Annotated in this window: 26 protein-coding genes and 1 pseudogene; 1 reads left to right on the forward strand and 26 read right to left on the reverse strand. The window is 42.6% G+C overall.

Annotation, left to right across the window (positions count from 1 at the left end):
- Nucleotides 1-113: 113 nt before the first annotated feature.
- The 3 genes and pseudogenes from AC6CIB_RS08045 to AC6CIB_RS08055 form a co-directional block, all read right to left on the reverse strand.
- Nucleotides 114-956 carry an MBL fold metallo-hydrolase gene (locus AC6CIB_RS08045; RefSeq protein ID WP_498279467.1) on the reverse strand — a complete coding sequence of 281 codons (843 nt, stop codon included), beginning with the start codon at nucleotides 954-956 and terminating at the stop codon, nucleotides 114-116.
- On the reverse strand, nucleotides 953-2,200 hold the full coding sequence (locus AC6CIB_RS08050) for an MFS transporter (protein WP_498279469.1): 1,248 nt from the start codon (nucleotides 2,198-2,200) through the stop codon (nucleotides 953-955). Before AC6CIB_RS08050 ends, AC6CIB_RS08045 begins: the two co-directional genes overlap by 4 nt.
- 174 nt (nucleotides 2,201-2,374) lie before the next feature.
- Nucleotides 2,375-2,605 (reverse strand): annotated as a pseudogene (locus AC6CIB_RS08055) (NUDIX domain-containing protein); the annotation flags it as partial.
- Nucleotides 2,606-3,438: 833 nt separating this feature from the next.
- Between AC6CIB_RS08055 and AC6CIB_RS08060 the strand changes: the two are divergent.
- Nucleotides 3,439-4,533: a hypothetical protein gene (locus AC6CIB_RS08060; RefSeq protein ID WP_498279471.1), complete on the forward strand. Its 1,095-nt coding sequence runs from the start codon at nucleotides 3,439-3,441 to the stop codon at nucleotides 4,531-4,533.
- 206 nt (nucleotides 4,534-4,739) lie between these two features.
- Here the strand turns inward: AC6CIB_RS08060 and AC6CIB_RS08065 are convergent, their stop codons facing one another.
- From AC6CIB_RS08065 to AC6CIB_RS08175, 23 genes are all read right to left on the reverse strand, one after another.
- Entirely contained in the window at nucleotides 4,740-5,747 is a 1,008-nt protein-coding gene (locus AC6CIB_RS08065; protein ID WP_498279473.1) for a proline racemase family protein, read from the reverse strand.
- 28 nt (nucleotides 5,748-5,775) lie between these two features.
- Nucleotides 5,776-7,053, reverse strand: a complete 1,278-nt coding sequence (locus AC6CIB_RS08070) for a TRAP transporter large permease (RefSeq protein ID WP_498279475.1) — start codon at nucleotides 7,051-7,053, stop codon at nucleotides 5,776-5,778.
- Nucleotides 7,038-7,550 (reverse strand): TRAP transporter small permease, encoded by a 513-nt coding sequence (locus AC6CIB_RS08075; RefSeq protein WP_498279477.1) that lies wholly within the window; start codon nucleotides 7,548-7,550, stop codon nucleotides 7,038-7,040. Before AC6CIB_RS08075 ends, AC6CIB_RS08070 begins: the two co-directional genes overlap by 16 nt.
- Before the next feature lie 14 nt (nucleotides 7,551-7,564).
- Nucleotides 7,565-8,587 carry a TRAP transporter substrate-binding protein gene (locus AC6CIB_RS08080; protein WP_498279479.1) on the reverse strand — a complete coding sequence of 341 codons (1,023 nt, stop codon included), beginning with the start codon at nucleotides 8,585-8,587 and terminating at the stop codon, nucleotides 7,565-7,567.
- A 33-nt stretch (nucleotides 8,588-8,620) separates the two neighbouring features.
- Nucleotides 8,621-9,289, reverse strand: coding sequence for a GntR family transcriptional regulator (locus AC6CIB_RS08085; RefSeq protein ID WP_498279481.1), 669 nt, complete (start codon nucleotides 9,287-9,289; stop codon nucleotides 8,621-8,623).
- Between the two features lie 212 nt (nucleotides 9,290-9,501).
- A complete protein-coding gene (locus tag AC6CIB_RS08090) occupies nucleotides 9,502-10,350 on the reverse strand; it encodes an SDR family oxidoreductase (protein WP_498279483.1) in 849 nt (282 codons plus the stop codon).
- On the reverse strand, nucleotides 10,350-11,420 hold the full coding sequence (gene uxuA, locus AC6CIB_RS08095; protein WP_498279485.1) for a mannonate dehydratase: 1,071 nt from the start codon (nucleotides 11,418-11,420) through the stop codon (nucleotides 10,350-10,352). Before uxuA ends, AC6CIB_RS08090 begins: the two co-directional genes overlap by 1 nt.
- Nucleotides 11,421-11,438: 18 nt before the next feature.
- Nucleotides 11,439-12,098: a bifunctional 4-hydroxy-2-oxoglutarate aldolase/2-dehydro-3-deoxy-phosphogluconate aldolase gene (locus AC6CIB_RS08100; protein ID WP_498279487.1), complete on the reverse strand. Its 660-nt coding sequence runs from the start codon at nucleotides 12,096-12,098 to the stop codon at nucleotides 11,439-11,441.
- A gap of 36 nt (nucleotides 12,099-12,134) precedes the next feature.
- Nucleotides 12,135-13,154 carry a zinc-binding alcohol dehydrogenase family protein gene (locus tag AC6CIB_RS08105; protein ID WP_498279489.1) on the reverse strand — a complete coding sequence of 340 codons (1,020 nt, stop codon included), beginning with the start codon at nucleotides 13,152-13,154 and terminating at the stop codon, nucleotides 12,135-12,137.
- Between the two features lie 30 nt (nucleotides 13,155-13,184).
- Entirely contained in the window at nucleotides 13,185-14,459 is a 1,275-nt protein-coding gene (locus AC6CIB_RS08110) for a TRAP transporter large permease (RefSeq protein ID WP_498279491.1), read from the reverse strand.
- The gene (locus AC6CIB_RS08115; RefSeq protein WP_498279493.1) at nucleotides 14,459-14,935 is read right to left on the reverse strand and encodes a TRAP transporter small permease; all 477 of its coding nucleotides are present in this window, start codon (nucleotides 14,933-14,935) and stop codon (nucleotides 14,459-14,461) included. The genes AC6CIB_RS08110 and AC6CIB_RS08115 overlap by 1 nt, the downstream gene beginning before the upstream one ends.
- A 56-nt stretch (nucleotides 14,936-14,991) precedes the next feature.
- Entirely contained in the window at nucleotides 14,992-15,984 is a 993-nt protein-coding gene (locus tag AC6CIB_RS08120; protein WP_498279495.1) for a TRAP transporter substrate-binding protein, read from the reverse strand.
- A gap of 107 nt (nucleotides 15,985-16,091) precedes the next feature.
- Complete coding sequence (gene allD, locus AC6CIB_RS08125) at nucleotides 16,092-17,108, reverse strand: ureidoglycolate dehydrogenase (RefSeq protein ID WP_498279497.1); 1,017 nt, start codon at nucleotides 17,106-17,108, stop codon at nucleotides 16,092-16,094.
- Between the two features lie 29 nt (nucleotides 17,109-17,137).
- Nucleotides 17,138-17,683, reverse strand: a complete 546-nt coding sequence (gene hxlB, locus AC6CIB_RS08130) for a 6-phospho-3-hexuloisomerase (RefSeq protein ID WP_498279499.1) — start codon at nucleotides 17,681-17,683, stop codon at nucleotides 17,138-17,140.
- Between the two features lie 45 nt (nucleotides 17,684-17,728).
- Complete coding sequence (locus tag AC6CIB_RS08135; protein WP_498280521.1) at nucleotides 17,729-18,679, reverse strand: sugar kinase; 951 nt, start codon at nucleotides 18,677-18,679, stop codon at nucleotides 17,729-17,731.
- A 35-nt stretch (nucleotides 18,680-18,714) separates the two neighbouring features.
- A complete protein-coding gene (locus AC6CIB_RS08140) occupies nucleotides 18,715-19,719 on the reverse strand; it encodes a LacI family DNA-binding transcriptional regulator (protein WP_498279501.1) in 1,005 nt (334 codons plus the stop codon).
- Between the two features lie 744 nt (nucleotides 19,720-20,463).
- Nucleotides 20,464-20,925 (reverse strand): hypothetical protein, encoded by a 462-nt coding sequence (locus AC6CIB_RS08145; protein ID WP_498279503.1) that lies wholly within the window; start codon nucleotides 20,923-20,925, stop codon nucleotides 20,464-20,466.
- A gap of 30 nt (nucleotides 20,926-20,955) precedes the next feature.
- Nucleotides 20,956-21,351 (reverse strand): CBO0543 family protein, encoded by a 396-nt coding sequence (locus AC6CIB_RS08150; protein WP_498279505.1) that lies wholly within the window; start codon nucleotides 21,349-21,351, stop codon nucleotides 20,956-20,958.
- A 1,148-nt stretch (nucleotides 21,352-22,499) separates the two neighbouring features.
- A complete protein-coding gene (locus AC6CIB_RS08155) occupies nucleotides 22,500-22,793 on the reverse strand; it encodes a nucleoside/nucleotide kinase family protein (RefSeq protein WP_498279507.1) in 294 nt (97 codons plus the stop codon).
- Between the two features lie 98 nt (nucleotides 22,794-22,891).
- Nucleotides 22,892-23,488, reverse strand: a complete 597-nt coding sequence (locus AC6CIB_RS08160) for a GNAT family N-acetyltransferase (protein WP_498279509.1) — start codon at nucleotides 23,486-23,488, stop codon at nucleotides 22,892-22,894.
- A gap of 242 nt (nucleotides 23,489-23,730) precedes the next feature.
- Nucleotides 23,731-24,138, reverse strand: a complete 408-nt coding sequence (locus AC6CIB_RS08165) for a GNAT family N-acetyltransferase (protein WP_498279511.1) — start codon at nucleotides 24,136-24,138, stop codon at nucleotides 23,731-23,733.
- A 319-nt stretch (nucleotides 24,139-24,457) separates the two neighbouring features.
- Nucleotides 24,458-25,507: a hypothetical protein gene (locus AC6CIB_RS08170; protein WP_498279513.1), complete on the reverse strand. Its 1,050-nt coding sequence runs from the start codon at nucleotides 25,505-25,507 to the stop codon at nucleotides 24,458-24,460.
- Between the two features lie 335 nt (nucleotides 25,508-25,842).
- Nucleotides 25,843-26,052: a hypothetical protein gene (locus tag AC6CIB_RS08175; RefSeq protein ID WP_498279515.1), complete on the reverse strand. Its 210-nt coding sequence runs from the start codon at nucleotides 26,050-26,052 to the stop codon at nucleotides 25,843-25,845.
- Nucleotides 26,053-26,152: the final 100 nt, after the last annotated feature.

Consider the following 26,152-nt stretch of genomic DNA (forward strand, 5'->3'; position numbering starts at 1 on the left):
TCCATCCTTTCGACCTTTTCATCGCTAAAAACCCTCTTCTCAGTCAGAAGAGGGAAAATGGTGTTTTCTAGATTAGCTTTCCCTACACGGATGGAATTATTCGAAAGAGAACGTCATGAATGGGGGTTCCGATTAGCCGGTAAAGCTATGTCATCAAAGTTTTCGAGCAATTTTCTTAAAGATCCTTCCAACTCTTTCCCAGCCATCACTTCTCCGTGACCAGTGACAGCCATCTTCGGATTCAGATTCGATAATGTCACCACTGATTCCTTTGCTGCTTCCCAATCCATCGTGAAATACCTCGGAGGACCGCTGATCTCTTTCTTTTGAAACACAACCCGATACAGGGATTCCTGCTTCACAGTAACAAAGGCGTCACCGGCTATCAGCACTCCATCCAACTCCCGGTGAAGGGATATATGCCCCGGCGTGTGGCCAGGTGTATGGAGCCATTTCCACCCTTGCATAAAGGGGACGTCACCATTTTGCGGAAGAACGTGAAGACTATCAGACACATCGATTCCATGATGAGGATACAGTGGTGACAACTCACTGATCAAACCACCATCCACAGTGGGATCACCCTTCGGATAGTCCTGTTCACCGTTAAGAAAAGGGATTTCTAATTCATGGGCATAAACAGGAACGTCCCATTCCTTTAAGAGCGGCTCCAATGACCCGACATGATCAAAATGGCCATGGGTCAACACAATGGCCTGCGGTTTACCCGAGTGACCAAACCACTCCTCAGCCGCTTCCATAATCTTATTCTTAGAGTGAGGCATCCCACAATCAATCATTACCCAATCCCTGCTTCCCGGAACTCCGTAGAAACAGACGTTCACAATCTCATTCGTCCAATAATAAAGATCTTCACATATTTCCCTTCCTTTCTCGTTATTTACACTATAGAAAGGGAGATGTGTTTCGGAAAAATCGCTATCTAGTGGTTTCATTTTTTCCCTCCTATTCTACTCACTCCAGGTGAGTTTTCAGTTCGAATAAAAAACAGTACGAGAAGAAACATCCCAATACCAAGGACTCCTGCACCGATGAGACTTTGATTCAATAGAGATTTCATCACAACAGCCATTAATGGCGGACCGGCAGCGACCCCGATGAATCTTGATGAACTGTAGAAAGAAGAAATTGTGCCTCTCTCCTCTTTTTCAATATTTTCGGTTATCAATGCATCCATTGTAGGTAGCAGGGCACCAATCGATAGACCAAGGAAACTTGAAACGGACAGGAGAAGAATCAGGCGCTCATCCACAAAGCCTATCAAAGAAACGCTGACACTCATTAGAATCAAGCTCACCGTCATGATCACCTTCATTACCTTTAGCTCACCTTTAATCTTTCTACCTGTTATAAAGGAAGCGATGCACAGAGCCAGTAGAGGAATAGCCAGAACGAATCCTTTTTTCACCCCATACAGGCCATGTGTTTTCTCCAATGAATCAGAAAGGAAAAACAAGACGGCAAACAATACGAGCATGATGTAGATACCCACGAGAAATACAGTAAAAATCCATTTCCCCTCCTGTTTAAAAATCTTTTTCGTATCCTTGATGAATTTTGTCAGCACAACCGGCTTCTCTTTCTTCTTAGGGACTTTAATGAAGAAGATGACAAGGACAATCGAAATGAGGCTAAAAACAGAAATAGAAAAAAAAGGAAGATACCATAAATAAGCGGCAAACAATGCCCCCAATATAGGACTTAACATCTTGCCGAATGTGTTTGAGGTTTCAATCAACCCAAGACAGGAGCTTGTTTTCTCATCATCATCCTTATATAAATCACCCACCAGCGGTAAAATGATCGGAGCTGCACCAGCCGCACCGATCCCCTGCAGCACTCGACCGATGATGATCCACGTAAAGGGATCATCCATCTTCCATGAAGCATAGCCTGCAACCAATCCCCCAATTAACGCAATGATTAAACCGGGAAGTATTACCACCTTCCTTCCGAACCGATCCGACAAATATCCAGCCACCGGAATCAGAAATATAGAGGCAATAGAGTAACTGGTAATAATCATACTCGTTTGAAAAGAAGTGATCCCCACCTCTTTCTCAAAAATCGGCAATACAGGGATCAGCATGGAATTCCCCAAGGTCATCACCAAAGGAATCGAGGCCATACTAACCACGCACCAATTACTTATCTTCGTCGTATTCTTGCAATTGTTCATTCAATCAAACCACCCTTTAAGGATTGATCTGCCATTACCTAAGTATTTGAATTTTTAATGGAGAACATTCGAGGAATTTGAAGAATCCATGCAAGAAGAATAAAAAAACAAGGCTCGGATGAACCTTAAAGATGAGACAGAGTGGAATCTTGCTAACACAACAGTAATGATTAGCGGGTGGCACTTCTTATCAAGTATTCCCGGCAATTTGGTTGCATTCACATCAAACTCTGACTCTTCTTTTACTTCCTTGACCGCCACTTCACCTGGGGTCAGTCCTATGTCACCCCAACCGTCCGGAAGCGACCAGTCACCATCTGTCGTTTCTCTGACCATCAATAGTTTATCGTCCCTGACTACAACAGCCAGGATATCCACTTTAGGAGTTGCATACCCCGTTTCATTTTACAAAACCTGCCGAAGAAACTGGCCTATACCCGTTTTAGAAGAGGTACTGGACTTTGCAGAACGTTGTATTGATTATGCAACAACTTAAGGCGAAGCATGGTTATCGGTGCCTATACACGAACAAGGCCACTCTCTCTTATATCCTGTTTCTTATGGTTGTAAAAAATTATCTGTCATATTTTTTAAAAAACATATGAAATGGTTTCCATTGTATCTTCCCAGTTTTTCATAAGACTTCCTAACCATCATTTTTAAGACATTTCAAAATTAGAGAATCACACTCAAGACAAATTTTCAAAAATAAAGAGCTTACCCTGCGCTGGATATTCTTCCTTCACCTATTAATATTTAAGTGCATAGGGACGGACCTCTGCTGTAAGAAGCAGAGGTCCGTCCCTGTTTTTTCACCACTATGATAAATAGGAAGGAAAGAGAAGAAGATTTGACTTTTTGGAGTGAGAAATTCGGGATTTCCCTTAGGCATACCAAAGTAGATACAAATCTATGTATTTTCCCAAATTCAAGTCTTGTAAGTCCATTAGTCTACTAAACGGCTTAATACTAGACGGAATTCCGTTCATTTCAATCTGAACCCCCCAACTCGTTCCCCCTCGCATACTCCTTAATCTAAATCCCATTTCCTCCCTTTTATAAAAGTCACTTCTGGGACAAGGGACCTGTCCCCGCTGTCCCACCAAAGGGGACAGGGAACCTGTCCCCATTAACGTTTGGATTAAGAGTTTCTATCAATTTCTTTACATAGGTTTCAAGTACAGGAAAATGTGTTAAAGTCCTCCATATTCTTCTATATAAAAAGGATGTGTGAGGCAATGAAAAAATTATTGCTGCTATTTGCAGCTGGATTACTTATACTGGGAGCGTGCGCTGATCCTTCGACCACAGAGGAGAGTGAGAAGAAAGCGCCGGCTTCCGAACAGGACGAATCCAACACGGAAAAAACGGAAAAAGAAGAACCAGAAAAGCACGAAAAGCCCTTTAAACCGTTGGAACCGTCTGAAGATGCTGTGTCTTTGAAGGATAGCCTGTCAGAAGAGGAACAGCAGGAAATGCCTGATATGCAGGCGCAGGGCGGAAATCCCGAGCGTACGGTTCCTGCGGGTGAAACGCTGGCAGACGGGGTGAAAGATCCCTCCGATGGACCATTAAAGGATCATCGGTTGGTCGCCTACTATGGGACGCCGGAGTCTGAACATATGGGGATTCTGGGCGAGATGGAGCCTGAGGAGTATATGAAGAAGCTGAAGGAACAGACGCAGGCCTATTCCGACGCTGATCCCGACCGTCCGGCGGTCCCGACGATCGAGTTGATTACGACAATGGCCCAGAGTGAGCCTGGTCCTGATGGAGACTATGTGCGAATGACGTCGGAGGAAAATATTGAAACGTATGTGGAGCTTGCGGTGAAGCATGACGCACTGGTGCTGCTCGATATTCAGCTCGGAACGGACACGGTCATGGAGCAGGTGAAAATGACTGAGAAGTGGCTTAAGCACCCTCATGTTCACCTGGCAATCGATACGGAATTCCACGTAGCTGAAGGGGAAAAACCCGGAGAGGATCTCGGACAAGTGGATGGCAAGGAAATCCAGAAGGCAGTCGAGTATGTATCGGAGCTTACGGAAAAGAACAACCTCCCGGATAAATTCGTCCTCATCCACCAATTCACCGGTGCCGTACTGACGAATAAAGATGCGATTGAACCGACAAACAACGTCGAAATCGCCATAAACTTTGACGGCTGGGGAGCATCTGCGGACAAGCAGGCCCTGTACCGGAAGTACATACGTGATGAACCGAAACAGTATGGCGCATTCAAGATCTTTTATGATAAGGATGAGCCCGTCATGAAGCCCGAGGATGTGTTGAAAATGGACCCGAGCCCTGCCATCATCAACTACCAATAATGCGAACAAAGCACAGGGACGGCTCTCTTGCTTCGAAAGCATAAGAACCGTCCCCGTCGTTCAAAGAATAAGGAAAGCCAGTAATCGCTATGATTACTGGCTTTCTTATTGAAACATCCGTACACCTGAATATGCTTAAATTGAAGACCCGTCCCCGGTGCGTTAAAGAACAAACGTACAGAGTACCTGGTCCCAATTTTATTTACTCAATCCACCATAAACCCATGCTTAAATGGATCATTAGAATCAATTAAGATATTATTAAACCCTGTTATAAAGGCTGACCCCTTCACTTCTGTTAAATAGGCTTCTTTTTCTCCGAGAGCTAATTTTTCAATCGCTTTACCGTAAAATTTTCCGCCAATGAATCCTTCACAGATGATTTCCTGCCCAACTTCCAGTTCTCCTCTTCCAATCATTCTTGAAACCATTGCTGTTGTCCCTGTGCCACCTGGTGAACGGTCCGCTTGATTTTCACTAAAGACGTGAACATTTTTATAGGTTGCTTCTGGAATGGTAGGTTTTCCAAAGAATGTTACGATATCGATATGATTGATATATGGTTTCGTTGGATGTTGCACCTTTACCACTTTATTCACTTCTTCCTTAATGATTTTTGCCATTGCTTTTAATTTCGATCCATTGGACACATGAATTGTCTCACCTAATTGGTCAATGTCTACCCAGGCAAAATAGTTTCCACCGAAACTGATATCTACTGTGATCTCACCAAGTTCTCCTGCGTTTATGACAACATCCTGCTTTTCAAGGAACCCGGGAACATTTTTAAATGTTACGGAAGTGACTCGATTGTTTTCAACCTTCACACGTGGATAAACCAGACCTGCAGGGGTTTCAAGAACAAGTTCTGTCTCATCACCTTTAATTTCTACTAGTCCCGTTTCCACAATCGCCGTTGCCACTCCGATTGTTGCATGACCACACATATTCAAGAAGTTCGCGTTATCCATGTAAATAACGCCAAAGTCCACTCCTTCTTGTAATGGAGGTAGTAATACAGCCCCGAACATATCACGGTGTCCTCGTGGCTCTTGAATTAGTGAGTTTCTGAACCATTGATAGTGTTCAACCATATAATCCCGTTGCTCTGCCACTGTATTTCCTTTTAACTTTAATAATCCTCCATTAATGACTCTTGTAGGTTCCCCGTATGTGTGGGTATCAATCACTTGAACGACATTTGTAAAATTCATTTAGCATTCTCCTTTTTATTAGAAATGATTAAATCATTAATCTTGGGATATATAACATCACATCCGGGAAGAAAATCATTCCGATTAAAGCTATAAATAGAACGAGTATAAACCAGACATTGTACCGGCTTACCTGAAGCATACTGACCTTTGCTATTGCGGTTGTTATGTAAAGCCCACTGGCAACAGGAGGTGTTTGCTGTCCGATTGCCCATACGATAATGACCACCATAGCAAATTGCATAGGATCAATGGATGTGGCTTGAACCAAAGGTAAAAACAGAGGCACAATGACAAGGACCATGACAGTTCCATCAAATATGAAACCACCAATGAATAGAATCAGACTGGCAATTAACATCAACATGATCGTGTTATCTGTGAATCCCATAATCGGTTCCAGCATCATTCGTCCGATCCCAAGAGATGAAAATGAAAATCCGAGTATTTTGGCTGTCGCTACGATCAGCATCACCAGTGCCGTATTGACGACACTTTCATTTAAAGCTTTTATAAAGCTTGACCATGTTAATTGTTTATAAATTAATCCTGCAATGATTCCACATAGTACAGCGATAGCAGCCGACTCAGTAGGTGTTGCGAATCCCGTTAAGATGCCACCCATTATGGCCACTGGGACGAGTAATGCAGGTAAGGCATTGATAAAGGTTTTAAACACCAGGGTCCAGGAAAAAGGATTTTCTTTAAAATCATATTTCTTCTTGGTAGATATGATATAGACGACAATCATGTAACCTATCGCAATCGCAATGCCAATAGGAACGCCTGTTAAAAACAAGCTCGCAACGGATAATCCAGAGATAGAGCCGTACAGAATCATTGGTACACTAGGAGGAATAATAATACCAAGAGATGATCCTGCGGAGGTTACCGCAGCTGCGAAACTTGGTGAATACCCCTTTTCTTTCATGGCCGGAATCATGATTTGTCCTACTGCTGCACTCGCTCCAGCTGCAGTTCCGGTTATCGCACCGAAGAAGACCGATGCCACAACATTGACCATTCCTAAACCACCTCTTACCATTCCAATAATGGCGAGAGCAAAATTAATTAATCTCACCGATATTCCACCGTGATTCATTAATGCTCCAGCAAACATAAATAAGGGAATGGCCAAAAGTGGGAAACTATTTGTACCTAAATAAAGTTGTTGAATAATCAGTTCTAACGTGATGTCCGAGTAATACATAATGAAGATTACAGCTGTTAGGCCAAGTGTGAATGCAATTGGAACTCCTATAGCAAGAAAAAGGAGAATGAATATTAACATTAAGAGTGGGAGCATTCTTCACCCTCCTCTTTACCATTTGTCGGGTTTGATATTTCTTTAATATGGAAGATTATTTGAATCACAAACTCACATAACATTAGAAGAAAACTAATCCAAATAATACAATAAGGAAGCCCCATAGGAAGACCGGATACCGGCATTTTTATATTTCCAGCCTTTTGAATGAAGGTCCATCCCCAGTAACATGTGATGAATAAAAACCAGATGACGAATCCTTTAGAAATGATCAAAAGATAAGGCTTGATTTTTTCAGGGATTTTACTTTCCAGAAAATCCATTTTCAAGTGATTTCCCTCAATTGTACATTGATAAGCTCCAAAAAAAGTAATCCAAATCATTGTGATCAATGATAATTCTTCCGGCCAGGATAAAGGATAATTGAAAAACTTTCTCGTTAAGACCTGTATTAGCAAGATTAAAAACATGAAAAACATGACGAGAATGTTTATGCTTTTAACAGAAAGATGTATATAGTGGCGTACTTTCTTCATGTAACACCAACCCTTTACTGTGTCTTAGTAATATCATCTATTAGTTCTTGTGAATTTCCGCCAATCTCTTTTGATACTTGATCCCAAACTGGTTTGGTAGCTTCCTGGAATGGTTTGACGTCTTCAATCACTGTTACTTCCATCCCTTTCTCTTCTAACCCTTTTACCAGTTCCTCGTCTTGTTCTTGGTTCATTTTACGATTCAAATCTCTTCCTTCACCAGCAGCTTCAAGAATGATGTTCTGTTGTTCTTTTGTTAGTGAATCCCATTTAGAAGAATTGATAAATAGTGTCGCCGGTGAATAAACGTGATTAGAAATGGTCAAATATTTCTGAACGTCATAGAAAGAGGAGCTGCTCACAACAGATAAAGGATTTTCTTGACCATCGATGGATCCTTGTTGTAAGGCTGTAAATACTTCAGACCATGCCATAGGTAAAGGACTCGACCCTAACGCTTTAAATGTTTCAAGTCTGACATCGCTTTCAGGTACCCTAATCTTCAATCCTTTAAAATCATCAATCTCTGATATTGGTTGGACATTATTGGTTATCTGTCTAAACCCATCTTCCCAATAAGCTAAGAAGGTTAAGTTGTGCTCACTTAATTTTTTTCCAACCTCTTCCCCAACGGTTCCATCTAGTACTTCCCACGCTTGTTCACGACTACTAAAAATGTAGGGTAATGAGAACAAATCCAGGTATGGATTCATTTGAGACAGAGGCGTGGAAGAAATACCTATGTCGATTGTTCCAATTTTCACCCCTTCTTGTATCTCCCTACCGGATGCTGCAAGAGACCCATTTCCATGAACCTCTACTTTCACTTCCCCATTCGTTTTTTCCTCTACTATCTCTTTGAATTTCGTAGCACCATGTCCCCAAGGGTGGTCTTCTGGTAATTCATAAGCAAAGCTTAAAGTTATTGGCTTATCTTCTCCCGCCTTTCCAGCTTCATTGCTGCATGCCGATAACAAAATAGCCATTGTGAATAGAATAGAAACCATCCATCTTAACTCCAATTTTTTTCTTATCATAGAAACACACTCCTTTTTGTGGATTTCATTTGATTAATTAGGGACCGGTTTTAGATCTTCCAAGATCACATCTTCATATTCCGAGATGCCCTCTAAATGCTGCGTTACTAAGTTTTTCACTAATTCTTTATCTCTCTTTCTCAATGCAAACAATATTTCTTCGTGTTCATCAATTGACCTTTGCGCGAGTTCCGGTCTTGAAATGAAAGAATATCTGAAAGATACAATGTAATCTTGCATGTTGTTCAATATTGATACGATTCTAGAAAGATTCGACGCTTCATTGATGATTCGGTGAAATTGATCATTCAGTTCCATGATTTTTTGAGCATTGCCTTCAACCATAAGTTCTTTTGTTTTTTCTATTAAACTACTTAATTGATCAATATCCTCATCCGACAAGTGGTCAACAGCATGGTAAGCAGCCATAGGCTCTAACTGGGACCTAATCAGGTGAATTTCACGAATACAACCATGAGTCACACCCTTAACCAAGCAATAACGTCTTGGGAAGATTTCCACTAAACCTTCCAATTCTAATTTATGAAATGCTTCTCTGACAGGGGTTCTACTAACACCTAATTGTTCTGCTACCTCCTTTTCATTCAGCTTTTCACCCGGCTTAATTTCTTGAGAGAGAATCATTCTTCTTAATTCAGCGAAAGCGTTTTCTCTTATAAGAGTATTTGATATTTTTTTCATATTATCTCTCCTTTGCATTTTATTATATGACATACTGTATCCCAGTTCAATATTATTTTTGGATAACTTTTAATATTCAGATAAAAAGAATTAACTTATCAGATTTCCGCTATTTAACCCAAAACAAGAGTGAACCGAATTGAATCAAAATCCGGTTCACTCTTGTTTTTAAGTTCATAAACATTTTAGCATCGAATGGGTTTCTAACATCCTTAAACCCCCGAATAAGACATAAATCCACCATCAACAGGAACCGTAATACCTGTTACAAATCCTGCCGTGTCTTCGTCTACAAGCCATAGTAACGTGCCCAGTAAGTCCTCGGGTTTACCGAACCTGCGCATCGGGGTTTGAGAGATGATTTTGGTTGATCTCTCTGTTAAACTACCGTCTTCATGGGTTAATAATGCCTTGTTTTGCTCGGTCAAAAAGAAGCCAGGGGCGATAGCGTTGATGCGAATTCCAGAGTCAGCCATGTGAACAGCGAGCCATTGGGTAAAGTTATCGATCGCTGCTTTCGCTGCACTATAGGCGGGAACTTTCGTCATGGGAGACGGTGAGCTCATGGAGGACATATTAATAATGACAGCACCTTTCCGATTCACCATATTTTTCGCGAAAACCTGGGTCGGAATCAGTGTACCAAGGATATTAAGGTCAAAGACAAATCCAAACCCTTCTGGAGAAAGGTCAAAGAACGTTTGAATACCTTCTGTGTCCAAGTCTTCCACGTTTAATGTTTCGTTAGAAGTGGTACCACGAGGGTGATTACCGCCTGCTCCATTGATTAAGATATCACAAATGCCCAATTCTTCGATGATAACCTTTTCCGCTTTCTTCACACTTTCAGCATCGAGTACATTACAAGAGATGGCGATGGCTTCACCACCTGTCTCTCTGATTTCCTTGGCCACTGCCTCTCCTTTCTCTGCTGTCCGATTCAGGATCGCGACCTTCACTCCCTGCCTGGCGAGTTCTTTGGCCATCGAACGGCAGAGTACCCCGCTGCCTCCCGTAACTGCAGCCACTTTTCCTTTCAAGCTTTCATGTTGAGGTAACATTATCCATTCCTCCCCGCACGTTCTAGAGAATCCCATATTCCCCATAGGTACATGATGCCCAGCCCTCGATCATAAAGGCCATATCCAGGTCTGCACTCTTCTCCCCAAATATGTCTGCCATGGTCAGGTCTTGCATATCCTGTAAAACCTTTTTCATGGTATGCTTTTATGATTTCAAGGATATCGACAGATCCATCCTCCGACCTGTGGGATGTCTCTATGAAATCTCCATTTTCATATACCTTTACATTACGGATATGAGCAAATGGGATTCGATCGGAGAACTCTCTGACCATATCCGCTATATCATTATCAGGGTTCGCACCGAGGGATCCGCTGCATAGGGTCACTCCATTGGAAGGACTGTCCACAAGAGAAAGGACTCTCTTGATATTTTGCTTATTTGTTATAATCCTCGGCAATCCAAATATGGAGAAAGGCGGATCATCTGGGTGGATTCCCATTTTGATATTGTTCTCCTCGGCGACCGGTATGATTTCTTTTAGAAAATATTCGAGGTGATCAAATAAGTCTTCTTCAGTGACCTGTTTATAGGCTTCGAATAACTCCTTCAGCTTTGACAATCTTTCTGGTTCCCATCCAGGCATGGTGAAAGCGGAGTTACTGGAGATTTTATCGACCAATTCGAATGGATCCATATCTTCCACTTTTGCTTTTTCGAAGAATAGAGCCGTTGAACCATCTTCCATTTCCTTAAATAAATCGGTTCTTGTCCAGTCAAAGACCGGCATGAAATTATAGCAAATCACTTTTACACCGGCAGCTGCCAATTTTTCGATCGTTCGTTTGTAGTTTTCAATGTATTGATCACGGGAAGGCAAACCAAGCTTTATATCTTCATGTACGTTTACACTTTCCACAACATCAATGTTCAAACCGAATCGTTCTGCCTGATTCTTAACTTCCTCTATTTTGTCTGAGGGCCACTCTTCCCCGGCAGGGACATCATGGAGCGCCCAGACGATCCCTTCCACACCAGGTATCTGTTTGATCTGCTTGAGGGTAATACTATCATTTCCTTCTCCATACCATCTGAATGTCATCTTCATCGATCGAACCTCCTCTTCTTATGTATACATTTTTGCCGCTCTTGCTTCTCTCACAATCTCGCAATATTGTGTGGCCAGTTTTGTCACTTCATCATAGTTTCCCAGGGACGCAGGCTTGGTCAGATCGCTTCCGATTCCTATGGCAACCGCCCCGCTTTTGATCCACTCTGCTGCATTTTGGAGGTTGACCCCTCCGGTAGGCATCACAGAGATTTGAGGGATTGGCCCTCTAATGGATGAAATGATGGAAGGGGCGAACGTATTCCCCGGGAATAACTTAACGACATCTGCACCATATTCCATAGCGGTCTTCATTTCTGTAATCGTCATGCAGCCGGGCATGTATGGAATTCCATATCGATTGCACAGCTTAGCCGTTTCTTTATCAAAGCAGGGACTGACAATATATTCTGCTCCCGCCAATAGGGCAATTCTCGCTGTCTCGCTATCTAGGACACTCCCAGCCCCCAGGATGAGTTCTTCTGTTCTGAACGTGCTTTTCAGGGAGCGGATCACCTCTTCAGCCCCCGGGACTGTGAAGGTGACTTCGATGGCCTTGATCCCGCCCTGGATGCAGGCATCCGATATCCGTTCTGCATCTGTCTTATTTTCTGCACGCACCACTGCCACTACTCCGGACTCCATCATTCGATTCAGTATGTCGATTTTTCTGATCATAGCGCATCTTTCCTTCCTTCTTTAGAGTCTTCCGCATCACCCGAATGAAATGACCACCTTCCGTACGTCTTCTGGTGATGTCTCGATTAAGTGGATCGCTTCTTCGATTCGGTTCAGCGGGAATTCCTGCGTCACCATTCCCCTCGTATCGATTGTCCTGTCATTGAACATCTCGATGACTACCGGAAATTGATTAGTCTGCAGTCTTGACCCGGTGATCGTCACTTCCTTTTTCGTGATCGGCAGCTGCGTGATTTGGGATGGCCTTTCATCGAACCCAAGGACAACCACCCGTCCTGCTGCTGATGCGGCTTCGATGGCTTGTTCAAAGGTTTGCGGGATGCAGACGGCATCAATGACCACATTTGCTCCCTCCTGTTTCGTCAGCTCCATGACTTCTTCTATGACATTGACGCAGGAAGCATCAATCGTATGGTCAGCCCCCCACTCTTTGGCAAAAGCGAGGCGGCTTTCATTTAAATCACTGATGATCACGGTGGCGCCTTTTGTTTTCGCGACTTTAAGACAGCAGAGCCCGATCGGTCCGGCGCCCATGATGAAGACAGTGTCCCCATCCCTGACATCACCGCGCCAATTCGCCTGTGCCCCGATCGTAAACGGTTCGACCAGGACCGATTCTTTATAGTCCAGTTCTTCGTTCACTTTATGGACCAGCTTATGCGGGATGACCATATATTCCTGCATGCCGCCGTCACGGTGGACCCCGTAAACTTCCAGGTTGCTGCACACATTTCCCCTGCCTGACCGGCACGCATAGCATCGGCCACAGGACTCGATTGGTTCAATGACTACCTTATCTCCAACAGAAAGGGTGGCTACTCCATCCCCGACAGCCTCTACTACCCCGGTGACTTCATGTCCGATGACTCTCGGTAAGGTCGCAAGGGGGTTGGTCCCGTGATAAATATGAATGTCGGATCCGCAGATGCCGACCATTTTTACTTTGATCAAAACGTCCTGTTCATGGGTGATGACAGGCTTCTCTCTTTCCACAATGCTCAACTGATGTGGTCCGGTGACTTGAACCGCTTTCATGGATAAGCAACTCCTTTTCTTTCTAGTAATCTATTTGAATAAACCAGGCAGGAATAGTGTGATTTCTGGAATGAAGGCTACCAGTAGCAGCACGACAAGACTCGCTCCCAGGAAGGGCAGCAATGCCTTTGACGTTTTCCCTATGGATACCTTCCCGATACTCGAGGCAACGAATAAGCACACCCCGACTGGTGGAGTGGATAATCCGATGACCAGGTTCAGCACCATCATCACGCCGAAATGAACAGGGTCCATTCCAACACTCGATGCGACCGGTAACAAGACCGGGAATAAAATGACCAACGCTGCGATGGTTTCCATGAATGTTCCGACAAACAGCAGCAGCAAGTTGATTAATAGAATGACAACAATCGGATTCTCGGAAATACCCAGGATTCCATCTGCCACGAGGATCGGAATCTGCTCACTCACCAAGATCCATCCGAACAAATTGGCAAAGCCCACCAGGAACATGATGGAGGCCGTGCTGACCATGGAATCCAGTAGAATCTTAGGAAGATCTTTGAATTTCAATTCCTTATAGACGAACATTCCGACCACTAACGCATACACAACGGCTACGATGGAAGCTTCTGTTGGCGTAAAGTAGCCTCCCAGAATCCCAAACAAAATAACAAAGGTCATTAATAATGCCCAGAAAGCACCTGTAAACGATTTAGCGATCACACTGATTGGCTGTCGTTCACCTTTCGGGTATTTCCGTTTCACCGAAATGACATACGTGACGAGCATCAAACTTAATCCCAGCAGGACACCAGGAACGGCACCGGCCAAGAACAAATCCCCAATCGATACGCTCGCCAGAGTTCCAACAATGATCATCGGCAATGACGGCGGAATGATCGGCCCCACCGTCGATGATGACGAGGTGACGGCTGCCGAGAAGTCCGCATCGTACCCTTCTTTTTTCATCGCCGGAATCATTACGGCCCCTATACTCGCCGTATCTGCGAGGGCGGTACCCGAAATGCCGGCAAACCCCATGGAAGAACCGACATTCGCAAGGCCCAGTCCCCCTCTGATATGTCCGACAAAATGATTCGTAAAGCCGATGATGCGCTCTGTGATCCCGCCGGCATTCATCAAGTTTCCTGCCAAAATGAATCCAGGTATGCAAAGCAATACGAAGGAATTCAACCCTGCAAACATTTTTTGAGGGACGATGGAAAGAGGGATGTCGGCGATAAGCAGATAAATGATGGAAGAGATCCCTAAGCTGAATGCGATAGGCACACTGATAAAGATAAGGATTAAAAATGAAATAAATAAAATGGCTGCTAACATCAGCTTTCACTCCTTTCTTTGGGACTCATGAATGCGTTCATGACATGCATGATCGAATAGATGGTGATGAACACAAAGGATATCGTAATGCTCGCATGAATGATGGACATATCCACGGCCATTGTCGCTGATGTCTGCCCTTTTCCGACGGATATAAACGTATATCCATGATAGGCAATGACAAAGGAAAGAACGACAACGACTAAGTAAATGAACGCTTCGTATATTTCATGAATTTTGTTGGGCAGTAATCCCGTCAAGATATCCACGCTGATGAATTCTTTATTCTTCAGTGCAAGCGGAGCCCCGAAGGAAATCGCATAGATAAATAGGAATCTCGTGAGTTCTTCTGTCCATATGGCTGTGTATGGTAAATAACGGGAAAGGATTTGTATCAGCACCACTACGATAACACCCAGAAACGATAAAATCGTCGCCGCTTCCAACGTCCGTGTAAGGATGTTTGTCCCTTTCATTCTTCCCCACTCCTTTCTATAAAGAAGGCATATGCTTCACATATGCCTTACATGGTCTATTCCACTGCCAGGATGTCTTCATATAATTTGTACTGTTCGTCGGTCAAGCTCTCTTTGATCGCCGGCTTCATCGCTTCACGGAAAGCATCCTGATCGACTTCATTGAATTTCATACCTTCATCTTTCAGCTTCTTCTCATACTCGGTGATTTCTTTGTCGAAAAGGTCTTTCCCGAAAGCTTGAGCTTCCTTGGCCGCTTCTTGAACCGCTTTCTTGTTTTCATCGCTCAATTCTTCAAATTGCTTGTTTCCTACAAGGATATAAATCCATGAATACACATGCTCTGTTTCATTCACATAGTCTTGCACTTCATACAACCCTCCGCTGTGGATAAGGTCAACCGGATTTTCCTGACCATCGATCACATTTTGCTGTAAGCCGGTAAATACTTCATTGAAGTCCATGACCTGCGGTTTCGCTCCTGCCGCTTTCCATGCATCAAGGAATAAAGGGACGTTCGGAACGCGCATACTGAAACCTTTCAAATCGTCAGGCGTGCTGATCGGTTCTTTTGACGTTAAATTACGAGGTGCACGTGTATGGTAATAAAGAGGCGTCAAACCCACTTTATCTTTGATCTCTTCTTCAATCTCCTTACCGATGTCGCCTTCCACCACTTTTTGAAGGTGTTCTGCATCTCTGAATGCGTATGGTACCGCCATCAAGGCAGCTTTCGGAGACCAGTTCGCCATCGTTTCACCTGAAATGACCAGGTCCGCCGTTCCAGCTTTGATGCTGTTGATCGTATCGGTTTCCCCGCCGAGCTGATTACTAGGGTAGATCGTAATTTCAATTTGGCCGTCCGTCTTTTCTTTGACTAAATCAGCGAACTCCAAAGCTGTTTGATGCCAGATATGATTCTCATCCGCCAGATGTCCGAATTTCCATTTTATCTTTTCTCCTCCGCTGCCTGAAGATGATTCCGATCCACAAGCTGAAAGAAGCAACATGATCGCTGTGATCATCGCAACCCATTTGAATTTTTTCATTTTCATATCCCCCTTGTTTTTTCATTTCCGCCTTGAACATGCGTTAAAGAGTTTGATCTTCCTGAAGAAAATGCCCCTCTCCTCATCACCCCTTTCAAGATAAATCGTCACTCTCCTGATTGCAGATACTGATAAACGGTTTCGGTCATCGGGACCCCTTCTCTCAGATGTTTCTCTTCCTTTATCTGTTCAGGCTCCCCTGGTACGAATACCTGATCAAAACCTTCAGCGGGCTTCACCCCATGAATCTCATCGATCATCCTGTCCATCGAGCAGTAGAAATCCTCTTTATTTGTAAAAAAGGAAGGATTGATCGCACACACATAGTGTCCCAGCTTCCGACACTCGTTGTAGTCGCCATACATTTTCGAAATATGGGGACCAAAGGCTGCGCCGGCTAATAGTCCTGAGAAGATATCCACCACCATGCCGAGTCCATATCCTTTTGGACCTGCAAATGGGGTTAATGCGCTTACTTTATTGGGGTCCGTCGTAGCACTTCCCTGTTCATCCACACCCCATCCTTCTGGGATGTCCTTCCCTACTTCCCTTGCGTAAAGGATTTTCCCAAGGGCCACATTGCTCGTCGCCATATCCAAAATGATGGGCTTGTGGTTCTTTGCCGGGAACCCATACGCGATCGGATTCGTTCCCAGGAAGGGCTCCGATCCGCCAAACGGGACGACGATCTTATCGGTATGCGTCATCGCGACACCGATCAGTCCTTCTTCGGCTGCCTGCTGGACAAAATAGGATAACGCCCCGCAATGACTGCTGTTTGTGACGGTGATCATTCCGATCCCACTTTGCTTCGCGAGTTTGATCGCCTCTTCCATCGCGTTCTTTGCCACGACATGACCGAGGCCGTCATCCCCATTGAAAATTCCTGAACAAGGTCCGGTCTGTTCAAACGAGAATGCCGGGTTCTTATTCAGTCCCCCTTCATGCAGCCTTCTGACGTAGTGCTCGGTTCTCAGAACTCCGTGGGAACTGACGCCTCGGAGGTCGGCATGAACCAGGACGTCGGCAACAACCCCGGCATGATGCGGCTCCAGGCCTGCCCCGACAAGTTTTGCGGCAGTCCATTGCCGCAGCTCCTCATGTGATACGTTCACTTCCCCCATGTTCTCACCACCATACTAAATTTGGATTGCTACTCTACATTCGCATGTCTTTGTAACAGTTCTTCGTTATGACCCTTTCCTTCAAGAAGGGCAAGAATGATGGCATCCAGCAGCAGGTGTGCGCTTTGGTCGAATTGGCTTCCAAGCGGCTGAATCGTTGCCGGTTCTTCCTTGCGCCGGTGCTTCGTCGCTGCCGGAATCACCAGTGTGCAATCCGGGGGCAGCCCATGTTGGGTGGAAGCGGTTACTACAAACGGAGTAGCACCCACTTCTTCCGCTTTCGAAAAATGATGTAAAAGCGAAGACGAAGTGCCCGATCCGCTGATTCCCATCATGAGGTCGCCTTTGTCGATGCTCGGGGTGATCGTCTCGCCAATGACATACACATCGTATCCACAGTGCATCAGCCTCATCGCGAATGCCTTGCCAATCAATCCCGAACGTCCTTCTCCATACAGAAAGATGCGCGTTGCTTCCTTGATCTTCTTCAGCAGCTCATTGGTTTCTTTCTTATCAACCCCGGCCAGCACAAGTGCGTTTTCATGAAGAATCGTTTCGATCATTTTCTTCATCATCGAGTGAGTTCCCCTTTCTTCTCTCCGCCATGGAAGTCCAGTGAATCAGCGTTCGATAAATTCCTTCTCCCCCAGCTGGACCAGTACATCTTCCAGATAAGGAAGCCCTTCATTATCACCGGATACACTGACCACCATGGAGCCGATTGTGTTTGCAAACATCAGTATCTTCTTTAACGGCCAATGCTGCAGGACCCCATATAGAAAACCAGCATCGAAGCCGTCTCCCGCACCCACTGTGTCGACCACTTTCCTGGCTGTGACAGGAGCTGATTGAATGATTTCACCATTGTGGTAGCCCACTGAACCTTCCTCACCTTTTTTCAAGGCGACATAGGAGATTCCGAGCAGTTTCGACTTTTCGATGATTTCCTTCTCATCCTTTGTATCAAACAGGAGCTCGGCCTCATCCGTTCCCGTCAGCACGATATCCACGAATGGAAGGATGTCTGATAGCACTTCCTTCGCCCTCTCCCTGCTCCACAATTTCAATCGGATATTTGGATCGAAGGAAACGAGGACGCCATTCCGTTTCGCGATCGTGACCGCATGCTTGATGATCGCCACATTTTTTTCATCGATTGCTGGAAAAACTCCTGTAATATGTAAGATTCTCGCATTGGCAATATAGGATTCTTCTAAACTATCAGTCGTAAGGGTCAGCGTAGGAGAATTCAACCGGTAGTAAAACGTCCGTCCCGACCCATCCTCCAACACTTCCTTGAAATTGACGGAAGTCGGATACCCGTCTACCAGCTTCACTTGGGAAGTATCGATTCCTTCCCCCCTCACAAAATGCTGGATATAACGGCCGAATTCATCATTCCCCAATCGGCTGATCCAGCCGGTATCCAACCCCAGCCGCGCACATCCGATGGCGACATTCAATTCCGCCCCCCCTACATTCCGTTCAAATGAATGAACGAATCTCATAGGTCCTTTTGATGTCGGATTCATCGTAATCATGGCATCTCCAATGGTGATTACATCTTTCATGGTCATGGTGCCATCCCCCTCTTTCTTCCACATTTTCAGCAAGACTGCCGAATCATCAGCTCTGGTATGAATCGATAAATCTGCTTTTCCTCGATAAAGTCCGGGTCTTTGATCTTGTTCAATAATAATTCTGCAGCCTGTTTCCCCATCTCGAACGTCGGTTGAGCAATCGTTGTCAGTTCCGGTGTAAACAAACTCGCAAATGATACATCGTCTATCCCGATCAGCGCCAACTCCTCCGGCACCCGGATATGATTTGTCTTTATATACCTTAAGATCTCGATCAACGTCAGATCGTTCCCGGCAATCAATGCCCGAGGCGGTTCACTGGCTGAAAGCATGTCACGGAGACCATCCTGTATGAATTCCAGTTCCATAGACTTGATATATTCTTCACGAACAGGAATTCCCTTCTCTCGCAGCGCTCTTCTGAAACCATTGATCCGTTCCACACGGGGAGTCACATGGCGATGCAAGGAAGTGGTCATGATGCCGATCCGTTCGTAGCCCTTTTCAGCAAAATGATCGACGGCCATTTTTATAGCGCTTTCATTATCAAGCATGATCGATGACGTTTCGAGACCCTCCACGATCCGGTCGACAAATACGAGAGGATACTTTTCCTTGACCATCCTTTGATACAGTTCGATGTTCCCTCCCGTCGGAAAGATGATGAGCCCGTCTACTTGCTTCGCTCTCAGCATCTCGATATATTCACGTTCCTTTTCAGGATTGTCATCTGCATTACAGACAATGATGTGGAACCCCTGCTCATTACAAATGTCCTCCACTGCCCTGATCGTCTGTGTTGAAAAGGTGTGTAAAATATTCGCCACGATCACGCCAATGGTGGACGTCGACTTCTGCTTCAAACTTCTGGCCACGATATTCGGCTGATAGCCCAATTCCTCGATGGCCATCCGGATGCGCTCCTTTGTTTTCGGCGCCATGTAGTCGTATCGCTTATTCATATATTGAGAGACGGTGCTTTTTGATACCTCGGCATGCTGTGCCACATCTGAAATCGTTATTCTTTTCATAAATCCTTCTCCATACCCTTTTTACTAAATCGGTTTAGTAACAAAGGAAAAAATTTTGACTTTCATCTCTTTTTTGGCGTTGTCCTATTCTTCGAACGAGTAAATCGGTTTACTAAATCGGTTTAGTTGTTGATTGTTTTCAATTATAAGAAAAATGAAAGCGTTTTACAATGGTTTTTTTAAATTTAAATATATTTTTTATAAGGGAATTTTTTCCCAGCTCAGATTGTTCATCTCAGCTGGGAAAAGACGTTACAATTCAAAGTTATTAATGAATCAAAATGGTAGGACAGTTTGCTCTCAGGTAACCCACCCAGATTATCCAATGGAACCGGCTCTGAAAGTTCTTCCATATGTCAAGAAGAGACCGTAGAGTGAAGAAAGACAATGACTTGAGACGTTTGCGCAAAAATTTTCCCGGATTGAAGCAGTCGATGGGTTTGAATAAGAAACGAATTTGACGGCCTCAGCTACCGGGCAATCCTTAACGAATTTACCGAAGAAGGTCTTTTCACAATACATCATTCGCCTTATAAAAGGCGCCACCATTGGCTTAGGTTAAAGCAAAAAGACCCGTCGAATTCGACGGGTCTTTTGACTTTGTACAAAGTGGAGCTGGAGACTACCTTTCGATTGGGTGTGAAGGGTAGTAAGATTGTGTATCGGTACAACTATGACCATTAGTCCTTCAGTAGTGTCATTACTTAAATAATAGGGCTTATCCAGTTATGACAAGCTCTGAAATCATCTATATGCAAACCTCAACATAATTGCCCGAATGATAAACCCTACCGCCAGTCCCGGTATTAGTGCAAGCATGGGCAGCCAAATCGGACCAAAGTGAACGGAAAGGAATGGTTGGGGGGAATACATGATTCCAATCGTGACAAAATAGGCAGCGAAAGCAAATGGAAGAAACGATAACGGAGGATTCTCTCCATCTGAAAATTTGTAGGCATCATACATCGCATACATGTAAACACATGGATAAAACATGATCCATTGGTATTGGATGACTTCTCCGGCTTCCGAAATTCTGCCAAGAAAGCTATACATGATAGACAGATTAAATGTACTCATGCTATTAATGATAAATTCTAATAAAATAAATAAGAATCCTTTTATAACATGACCATTCAACAACTGCCCAAAGCCTGGAAATGCTATGCTCCAGAGCACCACTTCTAGTTTTTGAGTCTTTTTCATATGATCAAACCTCTAGTTGACGTTTTAATATTAAGTACTCTTAGCTTGATCCATTCTTTTCACTACGGATACAAGCCCTCTGATGATAAATAATGTGAAACTTACAGAACCAAAGGTATGAAATGGCGACCACTTATTCCATTGGATTAACTTAGTGTGTTTCACAAGAAACCATTGAGTTATGCTCATGGGAACACTCCAGGTTAAACTTTTCAAAAAGATCTTCCATAAACCGTCATGATACGTTTGTTTAACCCAGACCACACTCAACAATGGAAAAAACAGCATATCAAAAATGATGTTGGTCTTAAACACTCCTGGAAAGGGGCGTATGGGATAGGCCACACGTTTATCTGCCACAACATATGTATCAATGAGAGTAGACACGATGCCTTTTGAAAAGAAAACGATTAAGTTCTGCTTCATCGTAGAACCCCTGAATAAGAATGGGAAGCAAATCAGGCATAAGGAAATGAGTACGCTTAACATTTTTTTCTCCACAATATTATCCTCCGTTTAAAGGTTTTGTTTATAGTATGATGTTAAGCAACATGCGTTATGCTATCTTTTCTTCGATATTATTGGAACTAAATATTCTAACCTGTGTTTCAGATCATCAGAATATTTATATTGTAAGATGACTGCCACTAGATAAAATCCCCTTCCTTTGGCAATCTACACAAGAAAATGACCTATGCCAATGCATAGGTCATTTATTCGAAAAGCACTCCCAAGAAACCTTTAGTCTATTTTTTTAATAGGATTGGCACGCCAAAGCGGCCCTTTACCAGGCTTCCAATATAAACTATGTGATATTCTGAAGAACCTGTCATGCAAGACTTCGATGACCGTGACATGAATCATCGGTAAACAGAGAACTTCTCTCCAGTTATCATTCCTACGCTATTTTCGGCTTGATATCGAATGGATAAATAGCAGATTTAAGTACAGTTCCAACTATATGGCAGAACAATGATTAGTCATCATCAATCGAAATAACTGACTGCTGTCATTAGGTCAAAAAGATAAGTAATAAAAAACATACACCTTTTTCACTTGATAATATATGCTAATACAAAACCGAAGGGAAAAACAATGAATACTCAAAGTGAAAACCTTATTATCAGTACGGTTATTTCAATTTTAAATATATTTGTAATCATTCTACTTAAGGACGATCCCATTATTTTCATTGTATTTCTTGTTTTATTGAAAACGGTTACCAAAGATGATTTGATACAAATATCATTCATCTTATTAACCATTGTTACAAGTGAAATTTCATATAAGAGCTAAAGATACTGCAAATTTAGTACTAAATTTGCAGTATTACGTAGTATCAGTCTATATCCGCAAACACACACGCAAACAATAAAAGAAAACATAAGATAGTACTTAGAAATATCCTAAGTGTTTCTTTCTTTCCAAGCGAATCTCATTTTAGGGCACGGTTCAGACGATCGATCTTTTTTTTTGTCACAAAATAATGACTCAAATGTTACTGTTCAGATTTCTTTTCAACAAATTTTCGTTTATGTTTTTCATTAATTATTTTTTTGTTAAATATTTTCATTTCACCAACCATCAGTAACCATTCTAAACAAAACAAAATCTGGATTATTTATATTATGATTGTTACTGACTACATCCGCATCCAATTGAGGTGAATGTTGATCTAAATAGAGTTTCGAAGCTGTATGATACCTTTTAATGAACAATTTTTCGGCTTCTTCATAGCTTCCAAAAGCTCGTTCTTCCCGTTTAGCACCTCTTTTTACCGCTAATTCAAAGCTAGTATTTATTTTAAATTCATTTAGGTTACACAAATCCTTCTTGAATAGAAAGGTCCCCTCTACAATTAGAACCATATCCTTGGTTGCTACTTTTTTTCTGTATTAACATACTCATCCCGAGATTTTTTAGCTCGTCCTTTTGGCTATCACATCAGAGGATAGGCTTTTAGGACTCAACTTTTCATCTTCACATGCTTCATATAAACAAGATGATTGACACCGCTTTTTTCACTATGCTTTTGAGGTATACGCATGAACTCTGCAAAACCCAGCCTTTCATAAAGCTTGATGGCACTTATGTTGGTATCTGCTACCTCTAAAACATATTCGTGGTATGAAGTTGAATTCATTATCGATTTCAGCAGTTCAGTCGCCGCACCCTGTCCTCTATAATTTACCGACGTTGCCACAAACTCTATTGCACCCATATTTTCTGAAATTTGAAAGGGATATTGCTTTTTCTCAAATTCTTTTTTGAGAATAACATAAGCAATACTCCCCCTAAATAAGCCAAGATGCTTTCTAAATTCACTATATTTCAATCTTACAGAAGGCATATTGTTTGTTGTGCAGGCTGCTATAGCCGTAATGTTATCGTCAACTACAGCCGTATAGAAGACCTCTTCATTAAACATATGGGCAAATGTCTTGTAAAGTTTAGGCTTATTCTTTGAAAAATAATTCAGCCATTGATAGAAGCCGTCTACAAAGATTGTACTCATCTCATTTCTTATATTTTTTTCTGCTTCACTCGCACGAATAATATTCATAGTCTATCCCTCTATTCTTTGTGAATGTTTCGGATCGTTATTAAGAACAACGATCTTTTAAGTATATAGAGAATTGATTGTTTTCTATGCCATTTGACTATCCTTTATTTTAATTAAACTACTAATTATATCTATTTTTATTAGCACAAACCCTTCAAAATACCATAAAAAAAGACGCTTCCTTGTGCTGGATTAGCCCCGTTTGTCTAAGTACATTCCTTCACAATCTGATATGAATAATATTACCGAATGATATTTTTTGTCATTCCAATGGAAAATTTCTTAAAACCTAAATCTTTATAATAGGACTCCAAATTTTCTACACACATAAGCTGAGGAATTACTTTCTTTTGCTCACAATGTTCGATTATTCGGTTCATAATTTCTTTACCAATTCCTTTAGACTGATAGCTTGGGAGAACACATACTCCACATATAATTGCCGTAATGACACCATCCGAAATAACACGTCCCATTCCCACTAATTGCTGCTCATCAAAAGCATATATTGCATACCAACTCTGTTTACACATTCGTTCTAAATCATGAACGGTTAATTTAAGTGAATTCCACCCTAACGCTTCATATAATTTCAATAATTCTTCAAAATTTTCTGGTGGTTGTATCGTAAAATCTATTCTTTTGTTCACTAAGTACCTCCTAATTTTGGATCGTTTACAAATGAAAGTAGAAGAAGGTTTACACAACACCCCTTCAATAACCTATAGAGATGTATTTCTCATTATTCATGTTCAATTCCTTTTTTAAAATAAAATATCCCTCCCTCATATTCACCAAAATGGATCCATTCATAAAAAAGGGTACATTTCTTGCTCCAGAAATGCGCCCTTTCATAGAATATCAACGAATAGCAAGGAGAAGAAAAATAAAAAATATCATAATATAACCAGTCTATTAGTAATTCTAAATTCGCCACTCTTGTTTTTTAACAACCATTAGAATGATGAGTTAAAGTTTACCACAATGCTTGCATCTTCCTCGTCTTTTTAAGTAATAGGCTAGAATGGCTATCCCTAGGGAAATTCCCCATGGTAACCAGGATAAAAAAGGAACAAAATGTCCCCAGTTCTCACTTGTAATGGAACCATTCATCATCCTAAATATGATTTGTGGACTGAGCTTTAAAGCCGTGATTGTGATAATAGCAGACATCAATGTAGCAGGTACCACAACAAACCATATTGGGATTTGTTTACCTGCAAGAAATAAACACCACCGTGGAAAAATCACTCCCCATTTCTGAATAAGTCCAAGGGTCAGAATTCCACCGACAATACATAATCCCCCCAGTATGGCTTCAATTATGATAATGTCTACATTCCCAACCATTGATGAGTTGTTTGTTCCCAAAGGAATGCCTAGGGCCCACGCCCATCGGACAATACCGTATGGCAATGCCATAACAACAGCTAAATAGGTAAACCACTTTCCCCATTCTGCCGCTTTCTCTGATGATACTTCGTTATCGTCATTCCTACCGCAATTACCGCAAGCATTCTGTGTATGACGAAAGTATGCTATGGCAGTAGCTCCCCAAATGAACCCACCAACTAGACAAAAAACTTGGTTAACCACTCTCCAGTCCAGCAGATCAAAGTGAAGCAAAAACAAATAAGCAAAATTCTGCACAATTCGTGAATCTGGAACGACAAATATAAGCGTCCCACTCATTATCCACGCAAAGGAGAGTAATATAATTCGAGGAAAACGAAGTCCCCATGTATTTACCATCGCTAGAGCTACTACTGTACCTACCAATCCAGCTATGGCGATGACTGAACCCCCGACATCAACATTAAGATTTAATAAAAATGATCCCATCATTTCTGCTCGTGGATCATTTTTACCGAAAGGAAATCCGTTCCCACCTAATAACCAGTACAGCCCGAGTAACCCGTATAGTAGGGACCATAGAGCCGCTGCATACCCAGTCCACTGCGGCCAGCTCGACAACCAGGAAAAATATGTTGAACTTTTAACATTTATTTTCGGTTCCATTTCACCCTCCCCAAATCAAGTTCATAATACTTGACTCTTACAACATTCTGTCTAGCCGTTTTTGATAAAGAATCCTTCTCTTTAACTTAATACAATTATCTCGAATTTCCATTTTCCACAATAAGTTATTCAAAAATATGCCCCTCTAATTGAGCAACATAACCATCCTTATATCTGACTTATAACCTTAAATATATATGCGAAAGTATACAAAGATTATGACCAGGACCAGTCCAAATAAAAAAATCCTCCTAAAAATCAGGAGGGTCAAATGAGAATTTCAATATAACAACTCAAGAAAGTAATGACTAGATCACTTTACTAGATTATCCCCATCAATAAATCGTCCCACCCCAACTCCCTCCTGTTTTTCGATCCCTCCCAATCAATCTACCATCTTCAACGACAGTCATCATATCCATCATCACCGCAATCCCTTCTTCATATTTCTCAAAAATCCCCTTCTCCTTACATGCCTCCCAAATCTCCCTATAACTCAGAAATCCATAGCCACCCCCGGGCCACTCTCTCTTTCCCCCCAACAATCCCATCATCACCCCGCACACTTACAAACTCACGATCTGAAATTCCTGCTCGTTTCCCTTCGCATAGTCCGTAACTAACATCTGATCTCCTCCAGTTTAT

The organism is Rossellomorea sp. GQ25 (assembly GCF_059758515.1).